Origin of the sequence: Aurantiacibacter xanthus, from assembly GCF_003584015.1 — a bacterium.
In the GTDB taxonomy this organism is placed as follows: Bacteria; Pseudomonadota; Alphaproteobacteria; order Sphingomonadales; family Sphingomonadaceae; genus Alteraurantiacibacter; species Alteraurantiacibacter xanthus.
On sequence record NZ_QXFM01000110.1, the window covers coordinates 1 to 19,014 of the forward strand.

General features: G+C 61.7%; 19 protein-coding genes. 7 read left to right on the forward strand and 12 right to left on the reverse strand.

Features of this window, described 5'->3' with window-relative positions:
* The 4 genes from D2V17_RS12120 to D2V17_RS12135 form a co-directional block, all read right to left on the reverse strand.
* Positions 1 to 590 (reverse strand): DUF1993 domain-containing protein (locus D2V17_RS12120; protein WP_147367387.1); only part of this gene is annotated, 590 nt, incomplete at its 3' end.
* 49 nt (positions 591 to 639) lie between these two features.
* Complete coding sequence (locus tag D2V17_RS12125; RefSeq protein WP_052208597.1) at positions 640 to 1,065, reverse strand: GFA family protein; 426 nt, start codon at positions 1,063 to 1,065, stop codon at positions 640 to 642.
* Complete coding sequence (locus tag D2V17_RS12130; protein ID WP_081997449.1) at positions 1,059 to 1,742, reverse strand: DJ-1/PfpI family protein; 684 nt, start codon at positions 1,740 to 1,742, stop codon at positions 1,059 to 1,061. The genes D2V17_RS12125 and D2V17_RS12130 overlap by 7 nt, the downstream gene beginning before the upstream one ends.
* On the reverse strand, positions 1,742 to 2,584 hold the full coding sequence (locus D2V17_RS12135; RefSeq protein ID WP_039577811.1) for a PhzF family phenazine biosynthesis protein: 843 nt from the start codon (positions 2,582 to 2,584) through the stop codon (positions 1,742 to 1,744). Before D2V17_RS12135 ends, D2V17_RS12130 begins: the two co-directional genes overlap by 1 nt.
* Before the next feature lie 107 nt (positions 2,585 to 2,691).
* On the opposite strand from D2V17_RS12135, the gene D2V17_RS12140 reads away from it, so the two are divergent.
* Positions 2,692 to 4,077 carry an aminotransferase-like domain-containing protein gene (locus D2V17_RS12140; protein WP_039577808.1) on the forward strand — a complete coding sequence of 462 codons (1,386 nt, stop codon included), beginning with the start codon at positions 2,692 to 2,694 and terminating at the stop codon, positions 4,075 to 4,077.
* Positions 4,078 to 4,210: 133 nt separating this feature from the next.
* Here the strand turns inward: D2V17_RS12140 and D2V17_RS12145 are convergent, their stop codons facing one another.
* Together D2V17_RS12145 and D2V17_RS12150 are read right to left on the reverse strand one after the other, a co-directional pair.
* Positions 4,211 to 4,504, reverse strand: coding sequence for a hypothetical protein (locus D2V17_RS12145; RefSeq protein ID WP_039577805.1), 294 nt, complete (start codon positions 4,502 to 4,504; stop codon positions 4,211 to 4,213).
* Positions 4,505 to 4,595: 91 nt separating this feature from the next.
* The gene (locus D2V17_RS12150) at positions 4,596 to 5,963 is read right to left on the reverse strand and encodes a tyrosine-type recombinase/integrase (protein WP_039577801.1); all 1,368 of its coding nucleotides are present in this window, start codon (positions 5,961 to 5,963) and stop codon (positions 4,596 to 4,598) included.
* Between the two features lie 780 nt (positions 5,964 to 6,743).
* Here D2V17_RS12150 and D2V17_RS12155 point away from each other — a divergent pair.
* On the forward strand, positions 6,744 to 8,762 hold the full coding sequence (locus D2V17_RS12155) for a ParB/RepB/Spo0J family partition protein (RefSeq protein ID WP_119593147.1): 2,019 nt from the start codon (positions 6,744 to 6,746) through the stop codon (positions 8,760 to 8,762).
* Positions 8,763 to 9,010: 248 nt separating this feature from the next.
* Here the strand turns inward: D2V17_RS12155 and D2V17_RS12160 are convergent, their stop codons facing one another.
* The 6 genes from D2V17_RS12160 to D2V17_RS12185 form a co-directional block, all read right to left on the reverse strand.
* Positions 9,011 to 10,249 carry an APC family permease gene (locus tag D2V17_RS12160; RefSeq protein ID WP_119593148.1) on the reverse strand — a complete coding sequence of 413 codons (1,239 nt, stop codon included), beginning with the start codon at positions 10,247 to 10,249 and terminating at the stop codon, positions 9,011 to 9,013.
* Positions 10,250 to 10,338: 89 nt separating this feature from the next.
* Entirely contained in the window at positions 10,339 to 12,558 is a 2,220-nt protein-coding gene (locus tag D2V17_RS12165; RefSeq protein ID WP_119593149.1) for a copper-transporting P-type ATPase, read from the reverse strand.
* A gap of 29 nt (positions 12,559 to 12,587) precedes the next feature.
* Entirely contained in the window at positions 12,588 to 12,851 is a 264-nt protein-coding gene (locus tag D2V17_RS12170) for a hypothetical protein (RefSeq protein ID WP_119593150.1), read from the reverse strand.
* A 124-nt stretch (positions 12,852 to 12,975) separates the two neighbouring features.
* On the reverse strand, positions 12,976 to 13,329 hold the full coding sequence (locus tag D2V17_RS12175; protein WP_147367389.1) for a hypothetical protein: 354 nt from the start codon (positions 13,327 to 13,329) through the stop codon (positions 12,976 to 12,978).
* 18 nt (positions 13,330 to 13,347) lie between these two features.
* On the reverse strand, positions 13,348 to 13,776 hold the full coding sequence (locus D2V17_RS12180) for a DUF411 domain-containing protein (protein ID WP_245978696.1): 429 nt from the start codon (positions 13,774 to 13,776) through the stop codon (positions 13,348 to 13,350).
* Positions 13,777 to 13,833: 57 nt separating this feature from the next.
* On the reverse strand, positions 13,834 to 14,442 hold the full coding sequence (locus D2V17_RS12185) for a DUF2231 domain-containing protein (RefSeq protein ID WP_119593152.1): 609 nt from the start codon (positions 14,440 to 14,442) through the stop codon (positions 13,834 to 13,836).
* Between the two features lie 143 nt (positions 14,443 to 14,585).
* On the opposite strand from D2V17_RS12185, the gene D2V17_RS21795 reads away from it, so the two are divergent.
* The 5 genes from D2V17_RS21795 to D2V17_RS12210 are packed head-to-tail and all read left to right on the forward strand — an operon-like array spanning position 14,586 to position 18,779.
* Positions 14,586 to 14,954 (forward strand): hypothetical protein, encoded by a 369-nt coding sequence (locus tag D2V17_RS21795; protein ID WP_245978697.1) that lies wholly within the window; start codon positions 14,586 to 14,588, stop codon positions 14,952 to 14,954.
* Positions 14,955 to 14,974: 20 nt separating this feature from the next.
* Positions 14,975 to 15,391 (forward strand): Spy/CpxP family protein refolding chaperone, encoded by a 417-nt coding sequence (locus tag D2V17_RS12195; protein WP_245978698.1) that lies wholly within the window; start codon positions 14,975 to 14,977, stop codon positions 15,389 to 15,391.
* Positions 15,392 to 15,397: 6 nt separating this feature from the next.
* Positions 15,398 to 15,958 carry an RNA polymerase sigma factor gene (locus tag D2V17_RS12200; protein ID WP_119593154.1) on the forward strand — a complete coding sequence of 187 codons (561 nt, stop codon included), beginning with the start codon at positions 15,398 to 15,400 and terminating at the stop codon, positions 15,956 to 15,958.
* A gap of 32 nt (positions 15,959 to 15,990) precedes the next feature.
* Entirely contained in the window at positions 15,991 to 17,751 is a 1,761-nt protein-coding gene (locus D2V17_RS12205; protein ID WP_119593155.1) for a copper resistance system multicopper oxidase, read from the forward strand.
* Positions 17,751 to 18,779 carry a copper resistance protein B gene (locus tag D2V17_RS12210; RefSeq protein WP_245978699.1) on the forward strand — a complete coding sequence of 343 codons (1,029 nt, stop codon included), beginning with the start codon at positions 17,751 to 17,753 and terminating at the stop codon, positions 18,777 to 18,779. The genes D2V17_RS12205 and D2V17_RS12210 overlap by 1 nt, the downstream gene beginning before the upstream one ends.
* Positions 18,780 to 19,014 lie beyond the last annotated feature (235 nt).

Genomic DNA, 19,014 nt, shown 5'->3' on the forward strand with positions numbered 1-19,014 from the left:
ACACTCCGCTGATCTACGCCGCGAGTTGTGCCAAATGTTCTGACGACGGACAGATGGTTGAACATATGCGGCACATAGTCGGCCTTGCCAATCTCGATCCCCCGGCTTCTGAGGATCGCGTAAGCGGTTACGACGTGGAAGTAGAATTGGGGCAGCGCCCAGTCCCTGACATAGTCCTGGCCGGTCATATCGAACGTTGGACCGCCCGGCAGTTCAAGGATCACTCGCCTATCCTCGGTTCCGTCAAAAGCGCCTGGCTCAAGGCTGCCGAGAAACGATAGGGCGTCACCGATGCGGGTTTGCGCTTCGATCATCGATCCCGACCGTTCACCGGCATTATGCCCTTCCTGTCCGAGTTGCTCCAAGTCTTCCGGTAACATCTGACCACTCAGACGGAATACGGCTTCCTGCGCCTGCAGACAGGCGAACCGCAGCTGCGCTGACAGGGGGAGCATGTCGGGCGCGAGACGTTGGGCAAGGAGCGCTTCGGCTTCTGAATCCGAGCATTGCTGGCGCGCCTTTTCCAGCAATCCCGCGAGCGTTTGCAGCATATGCGTATATGTCGGCACGAGAAGATCGGTCGGGGACATGGAAACTCCTGCAGATGAAGTTGGGAAGATGAGGTCTTATACTGACGGGTTATACCGACGACTTTTCTGATCGCGTGGCCGGAACTCGCGGGCCAGGCCATTCAGGTCGCGGATCGTCACAGACAAGGTTCATCCCCGCGCCCTCGGTGGCCCGGACGGGAAGTGCGGTCGCGTCGAATCCGTCGAGGCAGAAGATGTTGACCCCGAAGTGATCGGGCGCCGCGCGCTTGCGGTGGAAGACGTAGATGCCGCAACGCCGGCAGAAATAATGTTTCGCGCGGCCGCTGTTCCATACGTAGAGCGAGAGCAGTTGCTCTCCCTGTTCGATATGCAGCGCTGCTTCGGGCATTTTCACCATCAATGCGTTGCGCTTCACGCATAATGAGCAATCGCATGTCGTCAATTCGATCGGATCGCTGTCCAGGGTGAAGCGAACCCCGCCGCAGTGGCAGGAACCGGGATGACGGCTTACCATCGGCTCGCTTCTTCCGCGCCGAATGGGTCGAGCATCCTAGCGCCTGAACCGACGCCGGCCGTCTCGTGCTGCGCTGCCGCCAGTATGGCCGGTTCGATCACCCGCAGCGCATGATCGACATAGAAGCTCTTCTCGCCCACCGGAGCGACATAATGCAACGCTTCGTGCGTGATGTCGATCGACGCGGCGCGCGCGATAATCCACGCGGCGAGATAAGGCGCGGCAAGGCAGCCGCCCGCTGTCGCGACATTGCCATGAGCGGCGAACGGCGCGTCGATAACGTTGACGCCCGCCTCCACGACCCACGGCTTCGTCGTCAGGTCGGTGCAGGCCGGCAGGTCGCCGATCAGACCGAGCCTGGCCAACAGCAACGTGCCGGAACATTGCGCGGCGATCAGCTGACGGGTGGGATCGAGCTGCAGGCGAGCCAGCAAGGCGGTGTCCTCGGCAATCTCGCGCGTCCGAATACCGCTGCCGATCAGCACTGCATCCGCCTCACAGGCAAATTCCAGCGGGCGCTGGCGCTGCACGGTCACGCCATTCATGGACGTGACCTGTTTTGACGGGGCAGTGATATGGGCCTGCCAGCCTCGCGGCCGGAGACGGTTGAGGATGGCAGCGCCAATGAAGGAATCGAGTTCATTGAAGCCGTCGAAGGTCAGGACCGCGATTTGCATCAACTGGCACTCCGGCCGCTAAAGAGCGTACGGGTGGCACCGGCAACCCATATCTGTCCGGCATCATCCTGTTCGACGTGGATGCGACCGCTCCTTCCCAGCCGCGTGCCTTGTGCTGCAATGTAGGCATCGTTCACGCGGCCGCTCGCGAACAGCCATTGGCCGAGCGCGGCGTTGAGGCTGCCCGTCACCGGGTCCTCGATCAGCGCGCCATGGGCGTCGCTGAAAAAGGCGCGGACCTCGAATGCTGCGTCACCGCCTGCCGCATAGGGGCCGAGAATGCCGATATCGATCCGCTGGCTCTGATGCCTTTCCGGTTCCACCGCCAGCACGGCATCGGCCGATTCCAGCATCACCGCGATCCAACCGGGACCATTATCCGCCCACGTCGCATCCATGATTGCGCCACGCTCGATACGCAAAACCTCCGCCACCCGGGCAATGTCTGCTTCCGTGGGAGTGCCGCCGCGCAGCAGGGGCGGCGCAGCGAAGGCTAGGCGCTCGCCGTCGTTCCGGATCTTCACCAGACCTGCGCCGCAGTCCTGCACGATCATGTTCCGATCCCTCGGTTGTCCGCCCGCCTCCATCCAAGCATGAGCGCTGCCCAGCGTCGGATGTCCGGCGAAGGTCAGTTCATGCGCAAGCGTGAAGATGCGCACCCGGTAGTCCGCTCCAGGGTCGGTCGGCGGCAGAAGGAAGGTAGTCTCCGACAGGTTCAGCCAGCGGGTGATGGCCTGCATCTCCTCGGTCGAGAGAGCATCCGCATCGGACACCACTGCGACTGGATTACCGGTAAAAGGGTCGGCGCCGAACACGTCGACGAGGTGGAAGGGATTGTTCACGCTGTAACTCCTGTTGCGCAGACGGCTTTTCTAACTGGCGGCACCGGCATCGACAGGCACGGATCGATACGATATCGCCAAACTGTACTGATCATGAAAGCAGGACGGTGGCGGCAAACCCCAATGAAACGCGGACAGGACGTATCGTCCGCCATATTCGCGACCGGATCGAAGCGCGCACGCTCACGCCCGGCGCGCGGTTGCCATCCATCCGCGCGATGGCGGACACGATGAGCGTCGCGCGCTCGACCGTGGTCGAAGCCTATGAGCGTCTTGCAAGCGAGGGTATGATCCGCTCGCGGCCCGGATCGGGCTTTTATGTCGCGGCTCCGCTGGCTCCGCTGGCGCTTGAACGGTTGACGCAGACCGCCGAGCGGGAGGTCGATCCGTTATGGATGCTCCGCCAGTCGTTGGGCGAACGGCGCGCGGGATTGATGCCGGGATGCGGCTGGTTGCCGGATGACTGGCTCGCAGGCGAGGCGCTGCGCAAGGCCATGCGCGCAATGGCGCGTACAGAGGATGCGGGCGCTCTCGCGAGCTATGCCTCGCCGTTCGGTTCACCCGCGCTGCGCTCGCTGCTCGCCCGCCGCCTCGCCGAACAGGGGGTCGCGGCTGCGACCGATCAGATCCTTCTCACCGACAGCGGCACTCAGGCGCTTGATCTGGTCTGCCGCTTCCTTCTCCAGCCCGGCGACGCGGTGCTGGTCGATGATCCATGCTACTTCAATTTCCTTGCCTTGCTGCGAGCGCATCGGGCCAAGGTAATCGGTGTGCCGATGACGCCCAGCGGCCCCGATCTCGCCGCGTTCGCGGAGGCGGCCGTCACGCACAGGCCGCGCCTGTATCTGACCAATTCGGCCGTCCATAATCCGACGGGTGCGATGCTTTCCGCACCTGCCGCGCATCGGCTGCTCCGCATCGCCGAGGCCCATGACATGGTCATCGTCGAGGACGATATTTTCGCCGATTTCGAGCATGTCCCGGCTCCGCGCCTCGCCGCCTTCGACGGGCTGGAGAGAGTGATCCGGATCGGCAGCTTTTCCAAGTCCCTGTCCGCAGCCGTGAGATGCGGCAACATTGCCGCGCGCGGCGACTGGATCGAGGCACTGGCCGATCTGCGCATCGCGACCTCCATGGCTGGTAGCCCCTTGTCGGCGGGCTTGCTCCACACGGTCCTGACGGATGGAAGTTATCGCAGGCACGTTGAATCCGTCCGCGCCCGCCTTGCCCGCGCCATGCCGCGCGTAGCGAAGCGGCTGCGCGACCTCGGTATTGAGCCTTGGGCTGAACCGGGTGCGGGCATTTTCCTGTGGGCACGATTACCGGATGGCGTCGATGCGGTCGCTCTCGCCCGCTCTGCGTTGGCCAAGCAGATCGTCCTTGCACCGGGTGCGGTGTTCAGCGCCAGTGGCGGCTGGCGCGATCATATGCGCTTCAACGTGGCGATGAGCGATGATGATCGCCTGTTCGGTTATTTACGTAAGGTGCTATAGTGGGGATTTGCGAGATTTCGGCCGCACACTACAGTCACTTCCATATGACAGGCTACGGTAAGACGCTGCTGAGCGACCGCGTCGTACGTTCAGTGCAGGTGTGTTCACTCGCGCTTGCGCAGATTCAGCATAACTATGGCGATGCCATTGGACCATGCCCACTGCGAGGCATTCCGTTGATCTTCGCGAGGAGTGGATCGACTTTCATGGTGTCCGGCGCGTAGCATTGGAAAACCGTTCCATCGCTGGCGCGATACCCGTCACATTTCAAATCGCCGCGCGGACCGTAGGGGCGCACGGGCTGGAAATCGCCGGGGTGGGCATGGGCCATGATACGGGCGAACAGCTCCCGCAAGAAGGCATTTTCAAACTTCAGCCCGTATCCAAAGCGTTGCGTGTTATCCAAAACTTCCCCCATCACCGCCATAGCTGTCCATGGCGTGGTCGATCAATTCGAATTGCATAGGAACCGACAGGCCAAGTCTCGCTACTTTCCTCGAACGTACAAAGATTAAGGGTCAGGCTGCCATCTGAGCCGCTACCGTATCATTCGCACCAATCGCGTTTTCCCCATCGTCTAGGCCGAGGAAGCGCGACAGGGCGGCTTGGCGAGACTGGCGATCGAGCGCGTAAGACGTGTGCTGGAACGAAATGCCGTGCATAAGGCCCTGAATGTAGCCTGAGATCGTATCGGCCGCCATGATGAGCGCGGTGTCCAGCGTGTGGATGTATTTGCTCGTCACGCTGTTGCGCGAGTGTCCGACGATCGCGGAGATAGTCGCCTCGGTGAAACCGAGATCATTGCCAAGGCTGGCGAAGCTGTGGCGCAGGACATGGGGTGTCATCCATTCCAGTTCGGTGCCCTTGAAGATCGCCTTCCACTGGCGCGGGAAACCGCCGAACGCCTGATCGTGCTTTCGAATCCCTGGGAACACGAAGGTCTGCTCTTCAACCGGGCGCAGGTTCTCAAGCCTTTCCACGACGCGCAGGCCGATCGGGCGAACTGACGCGCCCTCCTTGCTGTCGTTGAGCCGCAGGCAGCTACTATCAGCATCGAACTCGCTCCATTCCAGACCGATGATCTCGCTGCGCCGCGCGCCCGTCAGGGCTATGTTGCGAGCGATCTCCACCGCCATGGCGTAGTTCGGATTTCGGCCAGCTTCGTCGAGTATCTCGCCGAAGACGCGGTATTCGGCTTCGGTCAGGCGGCGGGTGCGAACCTTGTCCTTCGGCTTCTTCACACCAGCGGCAGGGTTGAGGTCGATGATCCCCGCGTCCATCGCATAGGTCAGGATGCCGCCAAGCAGCCCCACCGTGCGGGACGCCGTGCCGGCGCCGCCTTTGACGATCGAGCGGCCCCGCAGGCTTTTTGTCTTTACGTTCCGCCGGGTCTTGCCGGCCATCACGTCTTTCAGAAGCTTGGTGATGTCCGCCTTGGTCAGATCCTTGACCCGGCGCGTCCCGAGCAGCGGCACGATATGGCGATTGATGCGCCCCTTGTCGGACACAATCGTTCCCGGCCGCTTCGGCCTGCCACCTTTGCCGAGGATGAGACCGTCATCCAAATCCTTGAGATAGAGGTCACAGAGTTCCTTGACCGTGATCGCCTTGTTGTCGATCTGCTTTTCCTCGGCGGGATTGTCGCCTTGCGCGACTCGGCCCAGGAGCACCTTGGCTTCCTTCCGGGCCATCTCTGGCGTCCACACGCCATGCAGGCCGATCGTGAACCGCCGAGTCCGCCCGAGCGCGCGATATTGGATCAGGTAGCTGCGCCTGCCTGACGCGAAGACACGCAGCCCGAAACCCGGCAGCTCGTCGTCCCACAGAAAATAGTCCTTCTCGCGCGAAACGGCGGCATCTACGTTCCGCTTGTTGATCTTGGCCATACGATACACCTCCGACGACAGGCCTGTTTCCACGGAAGCACCACGGAAGCAGGTGGGAGCAGGTGGGAGCAGGTGGGAGCGAACTCCCGGCTAGAACAGCGTGCCATCGGCGTATTCTATTTAAGGAAAAAGCTAATGAATATAGAGCATTAGCGCAGATTATCGTAGAATAGAAAACCGTGGCGTGGCCTCCGTTCTAATTCTCCGAAGGCAGAGGCCAGAGGTTCGAATCCTCTTGGGTGCGCCAAAATCTCCAATAAATTCAGCATTATATGGGCCTTGCAATCTTCCGTTTTGCACCTTGGTCGTCGCCAAAACTCACCAGCTTTGGTGTTTTCACCTCCATAAGCCCTTCGATTTCCGCCAGAAACGATCCGTTCGTTTCTCACCACGCGAAACTGAGTGTGAGGGGAAAGCCTTCCCCTGACCGGGAGCCCATAGGTCTCCCGCTACCCCTTCTGCGGGGACACCCCGCAACGCCCCGCTCGGCCCTCCGCGCCGATGGGTAAATCCGCATTCGCGGATTTGTGTCTTTCCGTAAGTATGGAGATCGGGCCAGGGCATTCGCTGTCCCGATCGCGCGTGTTTGCGGCTCTCCCCGTCGGTGGGGTGGGCGACGCTTCCCTCTAGGCCCGCCGCGCCGGGGCGCAACGCGCTTGCGCGCTTACCTCCTCTATCGTTCCGGCCCTGCGGGTGCGCTCCGGCTCTGCCGGCGGGCCTTCGGTTCGCTCTTTCACCGCCCACCCCATTCCGGGGTGAGTGTGTTGAAGGAGAAGTGTGATGAACGCTGTTACCGAAACCACCGCTGCCGAGCCTGTGTCGGGCGTCGAGATTTTCGTGCCCCTGAACAAGCTAAAGAAGTCTCCGCGCAATGCGCGCAAGGTGCCGCATGGGACAAGCGCCATAGAGGCGCTGGCTGCATCCATCGCGCACAAGGGACTGATTCAGAACCTTGTCGTGGAACCCGAAGTGAAGGACGATGGAACGCCAACCGACTTCTATTTCGTGACCGCTGGCGAAGGCCGCAGGGAGGCGATGCTGCTGTGTGCCAAGCGCAGGACAATGAAGAAATCCGATCCGGTCCGCTGCTGGCTCGATACCGAAAACGATCCGTCCGAGATCAGTCTGGACGAGAATGTGACCCGGACACCGATGCATCCCGCCGACCAGTTCGAGCGGTTCCGCGAGCTTTCCGAAACCAAGGGATGGGGCGCGCAGGAAATCGGCGCGCGGTTCGGTGTGTCCGCCCATGTGGTGAAGCAGCGGCTTCGCCTTGGTGCCGTGTCTCCCAAGCTGTTGCAGGTCTACCGCGAGGATGGGCTTACGCTGGACCAGTTGATGGCCTTTGCCATTACCGAGGACCACGAACGGCAGGAACAGGTATTCGAGAGCCTGCATCATAACCGCGAGCCGTGGATCATCCGGCGCGACCTGACCGCCGCCAATGTTCCCGGCCATGATCGCCGGGCGATCTTCGTGGGCGAAGCAGCCTATGAAGAAGCGGGCGGCACCATCATCCGCGACCTGTTTGCCGATGAAGGTGGCGGCTATTTCGAGGATGCGGGTTTGCTCGACATGCTTGCTATCGAGAAGCTGCGCGAGGTTGCCGCCGAAGTGCAGGCCGAAGGCTGGAAATGGGCCGAGGCGCATATCGACTATCCCCACGCGCATGGGATGCAGCGTGTCTATCCCGAACCCGTTGCCCTGTCCGATGAGGACGAGAAGCGGTTGGAAGCGGCATGGGTCGAATATGACCAGCTTGTCGAGGGTTTCGACTCCTATGACGAGATGCCCGAGGACGTGGCGGCAAAGGTCGAGGCGCTAGATGCGGAGATCGACGCGATTTCCGACAAGCGTCATGCCTATGATGCCAATGTGATCGCGCGTGGCGGCGTGTTCGTTGTGCTCAACCATGACGGCACGGTCAGGATCGAGCGCGGTTTCATTCGTGCTGAGGATGAAGCGCTGGCCGATCCGCAGCCAGAAGGTGAAGTCATTGACCTTAAGGCGGTCGAGGATGAGCAGGCCGAAGGTGATGAAGAAGTGCAGGACATCGAGGACGAGGAAGTCGGCAAGCCGATTTCCGAGGCCTTGACCCGCGACCTGTCCGCGCACCGGACGCTTGCCCTTCGCGTGGCGCTTGGCGAGCGGCCCGACATGGCGCTGATCGCGCTCACCCACACGCTGACCTCGCAACTGTTCTACAGCTATGCCGAGGCCGGTTGCCTTGAGGTTAGTCCGACCGTGACCCCGCTGGGCAGTCATGCGGACGGGATCGAGGATACACCGCTGGCGGCCAAGGCAAACGCGGCGCATGAGGCATGGGTCGAACGGATGCCGCGTGATGTGGCGGACCTGTGGACCTTCATCGTCGCACTAGACAATGAGGACCGGATGGGGCTGCTGGCGCATTGCGTATCCGGCACCTTCAACGCGTTGCGTCTGCCGTGGGATCGCAAGCCCCGGTCGTTGCAAGCCGCCGACAGGCTGGCAAGTGCGCTGACGCTGGACATGGCGAAGGACTGGACGCCCACCGTTGACAGCTATCTTGGCCGTGTCACCAAGGCGCATATCCTAGAAGCCGTGACCGAAGGCGTGTCGGAAGAAGCCGCCCGCCGGATCGCCGACATGAAGAAGCAGGACATGGCGCAGGCCGCCGAGCAGCTTCTGGCCGGAACTGGATGGTTGCCTACTGTCCTGCGGACGCCGGAGGCGGAAGCGGCTCAGCCATCCGACGCGGAGGCTCTCGAAGCGCCAACCGAGGATGGTGAAGACTTCTACGCCGTTGCCGCCGAATAGCGGCATGAAGCCGGGGCTGCGCGAGCGGTCCCGGCTCTCTCTACCACTTTGGCGATAGCCGAAAAATTGCGGCCGCGCCCGATGGGGCGCGGCCAGTTCCAGCAAACGGCTCATATTGGGCCGACAGGAGACTGTCTGCTTTTGACTGCCAAGCGCAGTATGCTGCCGATTCGGATGCGAACTACCGCGAATTGTCGGCTCGTCGTTTCTCGTAGCTGCTTGGCGCATTCCTATTTGCTGCACCTGGCTTACACCTGTTTTCGCAGGAAAAGGTGTTCTCCGAAAAAGACAACTGCGATTCCCAGCGCCGCAAAGAGGACGATCATCGCGTCGCTCTGCAACTTGGTCCAGGTGAAGGCTCCCAGAACGACCAGATCAGCCGCCAGCGCCGCCAGCAAAATCTCGGCACGCGCCCCGATCTCCTTGCGCAGGTTCCGCAGGACGCCCCAATGCACAAGCATGTCCATGACGAGGTAGAAGAACACGCCAAGGGCAGCGATGCGGGAAAGGTCGAACAGGACAGCAAGGACTCCGGCGACCACCACCGTGTAGACCAACAGGTGGCTGCGCAGACTACCTTTCATCCCGAAGTGGCTGTGCGGGATCATCTTCATCTCGGTGAGCATTGTCAGCATGCGGGATACGGCGAACACGCTCGCCACGACGCCGGAAGCGGTGGCGGTAACGGCGATCACAATCGTGAACCAGAACCCGATGCGGCCAAGCGCGGGCTCGGCGGCTGCCGCCAGCGAGTAATCGCGCGCCGCCACGATTTCGTCGATGCCAAGGCTTGCCCCCACCGCGGCTGCAACAAGGAGATACGTCACGACGCAGATGCCGATGGCGATCATGATCGTGCGCCCGACATTGCGGTGCGGATCAACGATCTCGCCGCCGCTATTCGTGATTGTCGTGAAACCCTTGAAGGCAAGGATCGAGAAGGCGACGGACGCAACCATGCCCTCCCACCCGAATCCGCTTGTGGGCTTTGCAAAGGCTCCACCCGAAAACCCGCTCACCCAGAGCGCGGCGATTGCGAAGATCGCGATACCGCCAATCTTGATTGCTGACATGACAATCGAGACCATGCTCACCGAGCGATTGCCCGAAGCATTCACGAGATAGGCGAACACGATCAACGCCAGGGCGAGTGCCGACTGCAGCAGACCATTGTCCTGCATCTCGAAGGGACGCAGCGCGTAGGTGGCAAATGTGCGCGCGACGAGGCTTTCGTTGATCACCATTGAAAGCGCCATAAGCAGCGAAGCCGCAGCGGCTACGGTGCTTGGACCGTATGCCTTCTGCAGGATCATCGCGATGCCGCCTGACGAAGGCCAGGCGTTGGACATCTTTATGTAGCTGTATGCCGCCAGGGCAGTGACGATGGCACCGGCGATGAATGACAGCGGGAACAAGGGGCCGGCGAGTTCGGCGATCTGTCCGGTGAGGGCGAAGATACCCGCGCCGATCATCACTCCGGTGCCCATGGCGACAGCGCCGCCAAGCGTTATGCTTTCCTTCTCTTCCGATCCGCCGTGTGAATGCTGACCATCGGTGTGGTTTTGGTGCGCTTCCGTCACAGCCTTGCCGTCCGCAACCGCAGGGAGTTGAGGACCACAGAGATCGAAGACGCACTCATCGCAAAGGCAGCGAACATCGGACTGATGAGCATGCCCATGACCGGATAAAGCACCCCTGCGGCGACCGGCACGCCTGCAGCATTGTAGATCAGAGCAAAGAACAGGTTTTGCCGGATGTTGCCCATGGTCGCCTGGGCAAGTCGGCGGGCGCGAACAATCCCGTCGAGATTGCCCTTCACCAGAGTGATGCCCGCGCTTTCGATGGCGACATCCGCGCCGGTCCCCATGGCGATGCCGACATCGGCCTGTGCCAGAGCGGGGGCATCGTTAACGCCGTCGCCTGCCATGGCCACCCTTGCTCCACCATCCTGCAATTCGCGAATGATGCGGGCTTTGTCTTCGGGCAGCACGTCGGCACGGATTTCGTCAATGCCGAGCCGCGCGGCGACAGCCTTGGCCGTGCGTTCGTTGTCGCCCGTCGCCATAATGATGCGCAGGCCAAGCGTGTGCAGTGCCTTGAGCGCATCGGGCGTGGTTTCCTTGATCGGGTCAGCCACGCTGACGAGTCCGGCAATCGCTCCATCGATCGCTACGAACATCACAGTCTCGCCTTCGTCACGGCGCTGGTTGGCCTTTTCGACCAGATCACCGGCAGCCAAGCCAAGGTCTTCGATCATCGCCTTGTTTCCGAGCGATACCGCGTGCCCATCGACCTCGCCCTTCACACCCTTCCCGGTGACCGCCTCGAACTCCCTCGCCTCGACAAGGGAGATGGCTCGCTCCTCGGCACCATTCACGATGGCTTCTGCCAGGGGATGTTCGGAGCCGCGTTCGAGCGATGCGGCTACTCGCAATACTTCCTCCTCATCCTTTCCCGGCTGAGGGAGGACGGCGACAAGCTTAGGCTTGCCCTTGGTGAGCGTGCCGGTCTTGTCTACGATCAGAGTGTCGATCTTCTCGAACCGTTCCAGCGCTTCGGCGTTCTTGATCAGCACGCCTGCCTGCGCGCCCCTGCCGGTCGCCGTCATGATCGACATGGGAGTGGCCAGGCCAAGCGCACAGGGGCAGGCAATGATGAGAACGGCTACGGCGGCGACCAGGGCATAGGCCAGGGTGGGTTCTGGTCCCCAGATGGCCCATGCGATGAATGCGAGCACGGCAATACCGATGACCGCCGGGACGAACCAGCCTGCGACCTTGTCTGCATATTTCTGGATCGGCGCGCGCGAACGCTGTGCGGCTGCCACCATCTCCACGATCTGCGAGAGCATGGTGTCCGATCCAACCCGCTTGGCTTCGATCACGAGGCTGCCAGTGCCGTTGATCGTTGCTCCGGTGACGGGATCGCCTACGACCTTCTCGACCGGGACCGGTTCGCCCGTAATCATGCTTTCATCGACGGACGACCGACCATCGACCACTTCGCCGTCAACCGGCACCTTGTCGCCCGGTCGCACGCGCAGGCGGTCGCCCACATGGACGTGTTCGAGCGGGATCTCCTCCTCGCTGCCATCATCACGGATGACCCGCGCGGTCTTCGCCGCAAGGTCGAGGAGCGCGCGGATTGCCTTGCCTGTCCCTTCGCGGGCGCGCAGTTCCATGACCTGCCCCAACAGGACCAGCGTCACGATAACCGCCGCCGCTTCAAAATAGACCCCGACATGGTCTTCCGCATCGCGGAAGCCGTCAGGGAAAATATCGGGTGCGATTACCGCGACCACGCTGAACGCATAGGCTGACACCACACCCATGCCGATCAGCGAGAACATATTGAGGTTGCGCGTGCGGAACGAGTTCCAGCCCCGGACCAGGAAGGGCCATCCGCACCACAGCACCACAGGCGTGCCGAGGACCAGCTCGATCCAGACGGTGGTGCGCTCCCCAAAGACCTCGCGGATGCCCGATAGCCCGACCAGCGGCCCCATGGTCAGGACCAGCAAGGGGACGGTCAAAATCGCGCCAACCCAGAAGCGGTGCGTGAAATCAACAAGTTCGGGATTGGGGCCTTCCTCGACCATTGTGGCCGAATCCAGTTCCAGCCCCATGCCGCATATCGGGCAGGAACCCTGGTGCGTCTGCCGCACCTGCGGATGCATCGGGCAAGTGTATACCGTTCCCTCGTATCCTTGGGGGACGGTGTCGTAACGCCCGTCACTTGGAGCATCTTTGTCAGCGTGATGACTGCAATGCCCGGCGTGTTCGTGATCGTGAGCCATATCGGAGAGCTCCTCGACTCCGCGCGGTCTCAACCGGCGCGGCGACTGAAATGGTTATACAACGGCACCAGCAGGATTGCAGCATAGAGGAAACTTCCCACGGCTCCGGCGATGAAGCCGGAAAGGGTCAACCACTCGAATCCCGGCAAGAGTGTTGCCCAAGCGCGGTGCATGTGCATCTGCTCAGGCGCCCCCAGGCCGAAGGCGATGCAGGCGAAGTAGGTGATCAGGAGGAACAGGCTGAGCGTCCTGCCCCAGGCCCTGATGCTTTGGCCAATCGCGGATTTCGCCATTGTTCTTTTCCTTCTCGATCTGCTTTGGCGGCGTCAGGGACTTGCCTGAACAGCCACTCTACGGAGAGAGCGAGCGCCGTGATCTCATTTTCAGGCGCTCGCCCCATGTCCGTCCCCTGACGACTTAGCCGGGGGTGTGGCCTTCGTGGGCCGAATGATCCTGCGGGGCAGGATCGCTCTGGGGAGCGTCGGTCTGACCTTCGGTCGCGCTGGGTTGGGCGGCCTGGCCGTGGTCCATTGTGCCATGCTGCATCTGGCTGTGATTCATGTTCGCATGGTCCATGTGGCCGTGCTCCATCATCTGGCAGGTCATCGTGCCGTCTTCGCCGCGCATCATCATGCCGTGCATCCGCTCGCCGTTGTGCGTCATTTCACACATCTGCGGCTGTTCGGCTTGGGCTGGTATATCCTGGTCTTGCGCTGCAAGCGGTCCAGCAAACATGCTTCCCGCAGCCAGTGCCATAATCAATCGCTTCATTGTCATTCTCTTTCGGTTCTATTCGTAACTGGCAAACACGCTGCGACCGGCGCTGCCGAAAGCGATCACCTGGTAGGGTTGCGTGCGATCACCCATCTCCATCCCCGGCGAGCCGATCGGCATTCCGGGAACCGCGAGACCTTCAACGCCCTCTGGTCGCTCGCGCAGGAGGCGGGCAATATCCGCCGCCGGGACGTGACCTTCGATGACATATCCATCGACCACCATGGTGTGACATGATCGCAAATCGACCGGCACACCTTCGCGGTCCTTGATCGCGCCAATGTCCGAACGCTCTTTCACAGCGATCTCTGCCTGCATGCCCGCATGGACATGATTGGCCCACTCTTCGCAGCACCCGCAATTCGGATCGCGGAACATCGTGTAGCTCGCCGCCTGGGCAGCATTGGAGCAGGCCGCGAGCGCCATCAGCAGTGCAGGAGCCATTGATCGACGCAGTGAGATGATGGGTGAAAGTGTCATAGGAACTTACTCCAATTCTAATCAGCGCAGGCCGAGATGGTTGGGGCCGAACACCATTTCTCCGCCGAGGTAACCCTGGGCGACGATAGCGACCGCAAGAACGAGCAGGACCACCCGAAGCGCCTTTCTGCGTTCGCTTCTGAACGCGAGCCAGGTAGCGAGTAACGCCAGTGCGGCGATTGCGGTCCCGTTCCAGCGGTGAAGGCCGAGTGTCTCTGATCGGTCGGAAAGCCGCCAGCCTCCCGCGGTCCATCCCAAGAGCGCAGCGACGACCGCCCCAGCCGCGCCACCGGCAACGAGGAAGCGGGAGGTCACCTCCAGGCCAATGGAGGGGCGCACCAGCAACATGAGTTCGGCGATTGCTGCGGCCAGCAACAATGCGATCGGGAAATGCGCAGCGACCGGGTGCAGCCGCCCAAGCACATCGATTACAGATGTGGCGCGGTTCTCTGCAATTGCCGCTGCCATCGCCTGCTCGGGCGTCAGACTCGCTTCGGCTGGCGCAACTGCGGGAGCGACTTCGCCATCGTGATGGTCAAGCATGCCGGTATCGTGGTGATCGTCTCCGGCATGGTGTTCGGCGTCAGCGTCGTGCCCCATCTCCACCTGCACCATTTCGGCATCAGTCATGTCCTGCTGGTGTTCTTCGTGGGCAGTGACAGGAGGTGCCAATGCAATCGAGAGGCCAATTGCCAATACAGGCAGGACCAGTCGTCGAAATCTTGCAATCATGTTTGCCATCCCTTGGTCAGGCGAGATAACCAGTCCTACGAATGACGGGCCGCCAGCCCTCAAGAAAAATTGAGGGGCGCTGCGCCAGCATGCGTATGTCAGGGCAAGAACGGGAAGAATTGCATATGCACCATGACGATCATCTGGACAGGGCGCTCAAGTCCCTCGGCAATGTCGCGGCGCCCTCAATGTCTGGCGACTTCATGGATGGCGTGTGGCTGCGAGCCGGGCAGATGGAGCAAGCTGCGGGCCAGCGCCGCCGCCTGGCCTTGATGGCTGGCATGGCATTTATCGGGCTTGGAACGGGAATTGGCGTGGTCCAGGCTCCTGCCTCGGCCGAGCCTGCCCAGTATCAATTGATTGACGGGGCCGATCTCTCCCCGTCTGCACTTCTTCATGTCGAACCATGAAGTTCGGCATTCTCCAGATCATGGCCGGTGTTCTGCTGGCGATAGCTGCCGGTTGCATCGGCGCGTTCGCAGCGGGTGAGTGGCGTGACGGCGAACAAGGCCAGGGATTGCATGCCTTTGTCCACGACAAGCTCGATCTCGATGCGGAGCAATCCGCGGCGCTTGAACAGCTGGAAGCCGACTTCGCCATCGAACGCCGACAGCTGGAGCTTTCCCTGCGTGCGGAGAATGCGCAGCTCGCAGCCGCGATGGATGAGGAGCACGAATACGGACCGCAAGTCTCCGTGGCGATCGACAACGTCCACGCCGCAATGGGTGACTTGCAGAAAGCGACAGTGCGCCATGTCTTTGCCATGCGCGACTTGCTGACTGAAGAGCAGCGGGCTCAATTCGACAGGCAGGTCTCGGCATCCCTCACCGGCGAAACCGGCGAATGAACGGCGGTGGTCAAAGAGACGCAGCCCGCTGAACACGATCTGGTAGAGCAGGTCCAGACTGGCAGCCGGTCGGCCTTTGATCGGCTGGTCACGCCACTCGTCCCGCAATTGCTTACGCTTGCGCGCCGCATGCTGGGTTCGGCGAGCGAAGCCGAAGATGCCGTGCAGTCCGCTTTGGCATCTGTCTGGGTGGCACGCACGAAACTCGATCCTGAACGTCCCCCGGTAGCCTTCCTGACCACGGTAACCCTGAACAAATGTCGCGATGCCCTGCGGCGGCGCAAGGCAGCTCGCTTCTTTGGGTTCGCCGGCAACGATTTCGATCTCGACCTTGCCGCCGATGAGCCCGATGCCGGAGTTGTCGCAGCAGATCGCCAGGCTTTGGAAACGGTTCAGCAAGCGATGGAACGCCTCCCAGTCAGGTTGCGCGAGGCACTGGTGCTCGTGAGCATGGAGGGCATGTCCCAGCGCGAAGCGGCGGAGGTCCTTGGCGTTACAGAAAAGGCCGTCGAGACCCGCGTCTACCGGGCGCGAGCGCGCTTGCGGGAGAATTTCGACGGATTTTGAGGGGTGTGTGCGAAGGCTGCGTAACACTTGGCATGAGCACGAACCCGATAAGCATCGATCGCCGCAAGTTCCTCTCTGCCAGTGCAGGTGCAGCAAGCCTGATTGGTCTTGGCCATTCAATACCGGCCTGGGCGACCGGCAGTCACGAAGGGGCGCTGGCTCGCAAAGGCAGCGATGTGCTGTCCGGCGAACACCTGACCATGACCGTTGCCGATGCCCGGTTCGCCACCGGCAATCGCCGCGGCCCTGCCGTGACGGTCAACGGCTCGGTGCCGGGTCCGCTGGTGCGATTGCGCGAGGGTCAGAACCTCGTCGTCGATCTGCTCAATAACAGTTCAATGGGCACGTCTATCCATTGGCATGGCTTGCTCGTTCCGTTCCTGATGGACGGTGTTCCAGGGGTGACCATGGCGGCAGTCGAACCTGGCGAAAGCTTCCGCTACGAATTTCCCGTCCGCCAGGCAGGCACCTATTGGTGGCATGCCCACACCTTGCAGGAACCGATGGGACACTACGGCCCGATCATCATCGATCCGGCTGGTGGCGATCCTCACCAGGTGGACCGTGATTACGTAGTCATGCTGTCGGACTGGTCGCCGATGGACCCGCACGAAGTCATGCGGAAGCTCAAGGTCGGCGAAGCACCCTTCAATTATCAGAAGACGACGGCGACCGACGACTACCCGCTGTCAGGCGAGGATCGCCGCATGTGGGCGCGGATGCGGATGATGCCGACGGACATCTCTGATGTTTCGGCTCCGCTCTACAGTTACCTGATCAACGGGCATGGCCCTGAAGACGGGCTTGAGTTCGCTTTCCAGCCGGGCGAGCGGGTTCGCCTGCGCTTCATAAACGGATCGGCCATGACCTTCTTCAATGTCCGGATCCCCGGTCTGCCGATGTCGGTGATCTCTGCCGACGGGCAGGATGTGCGGCCGGTCGAAGTCGACGAGTTCCAGATCGGCAACGCCGAAACCTACGACGTGATAGTGGAGCCTGCCGACGATGCCTCTTTCGCCATCGTTGCCGAGGCAATGGATCGGTCCGGCATGGGAATTGCCATGCTGGCAAGCCGGCCCGGCGCGCAGGCGGAGGTGCCGCCGCTGCGCGACCCGCCGCTGTTGACCATGGCCGACATGGGCATGAGCCATGGATCTTCCGGCGCAGCCATGGATCACGGCGCGATGGATCATGGTGATACGTCCGAGGGCGGAGCGGTGGGTGCCATGAACATGCGCGATACCTCGCTGCTACCGCCCAGTGTTGCGGTGGGGCCAGGCGTGGACATGGTTTCGATGAACCCTGTGGATCGGATGGGTGACCCCGGCATCGGCCTCGACAATGTCGGTCACCGCGTTCTCAACTATCGCCAGTTGGTAGCAGCCAACATGAACCGCGACATGCGGCAGCCGACCCGGCTCAAGGAGATCCACCTCACCGGCAACATGGAGCGCTACATGTGGTCCTTCGACGGCCAGAAATTCTCTGCCGTCGCCGATGATCCGATCCGCTTCGCCTTCAACGAGCGGGTGCGCGTGAAGCTCGTGAACGACACGATGATGGCGCACCCGATCCATCTGCACGGTCACTTCTTCGAGCTAGTGAACGATGCCCCGCACGGTCACCAGCCGCTGAAGCATACCTTGGTCGTCCAGCCGGGGGGCAGCGCACAGTTCGACCTGACAGCGAACGAGCCGGGCGACTGGGCGTTCCACTGCCACCTGATCTACCACATGCACAACGGCATGTTCCAGGTGGTCACAGTTCGACCTCTGCAAGGGGGAGCAGGCTGATGTGCAAGACCATGCTGTTGTCCCTGCCGCTTATTGTCCTGCCGCAGGTGGCCTTGGCGCAGGACCACGACCATTCCAGTCCCAATCCCGCCGAGGTAACCGCCCCAGTTGAGGAGGAGAGTGCCGACGATCCGCACGCCGGGCATCAGGCGATGGACCATTCGGACGATCACGGCATGTCACTAAATGCCACTACGGAGAGTTCGAGCGGGCAGACGATGGATCACGCCGCAATGGGTCACGGCTCGATGGATCACGGTGCAGCGGGGGACAGCGCAGACATACCGCAAGGTCCGCCGCCAACCGAAGCCTTTTCGGGACCGCTCTATGCTGCGGACGCCTTTGTCGGCGAAAAAGAAATGGCCGCGTCGCGCGCGGCGGTCGCTCGTGAGGTCAGTGGCTTGCCGGTCTACTGGTTCCAGGCGGATCGTGCCGAATATAGGGTGCGGGGCGGCCAGGACGGTTACCTATGGGATGTGCAGGGCTATTACGGCGGTGACCTCGACAAGTTCTGGTTCAAGAGTGAAGGTGAGGGTAATTTCGGCGGCGAACTTGAGAGCGCGGAGCTACAAGGGCTGTGGAGCCATGCGATCGGTCCATGGTGGGATTTGCAGGCGGGCGTTCGTCAGGACTTCACCGGACCGGAGCGCACCCATGCCGTGGTCGGCATCCAGGGACTGGCACCCTACCTATTCGAGGTCGATGCCGCCGCATTCCTCTCGACTAGTGGCGATGTCACGGCGCGTTTCGAAGCCGAGCTGGACCAGCGCATTACCCAGCGCCTCATCCTGCAACCGCGCGCCGAGTTGAACCTGGCAGCGCAGGACATACCCGAACTGGGTGTCGGTGCCGGGCTCGACAGCGCCGAACTCGGCCTGCGCTTGCGTTACGAATTTACGCGGCAGTTTGCGCCATACGTCGGGATCGAGCAGGAATGGAAGGTTGGCAGCAGTGCAGACTTTGCGCGAGCGGCTGATGAAGATCCGAGCGTGACCAACTTTGTATTCGGTGTTCGCTTCTGGTTTTGAAATCAGCTGAAATCGGACGCGGATCACCTGCATCGGCACGCCATTCTGGATTCTCCTCCATTTCAGCCCTTAAAAGCCTCAGCTGTGATGTCCGCTTTCAGCTAACCCGCAATGATGCTTTGATGACCACTATTGGGGCGCAAAGCTGACGCGCTACCATCCCTTCTCTCGTGTGCCGCCTGCCCACACGGCCTCTGTCATGACTGGTCTGACCGGAGAAGGCTTCGCCCGATCG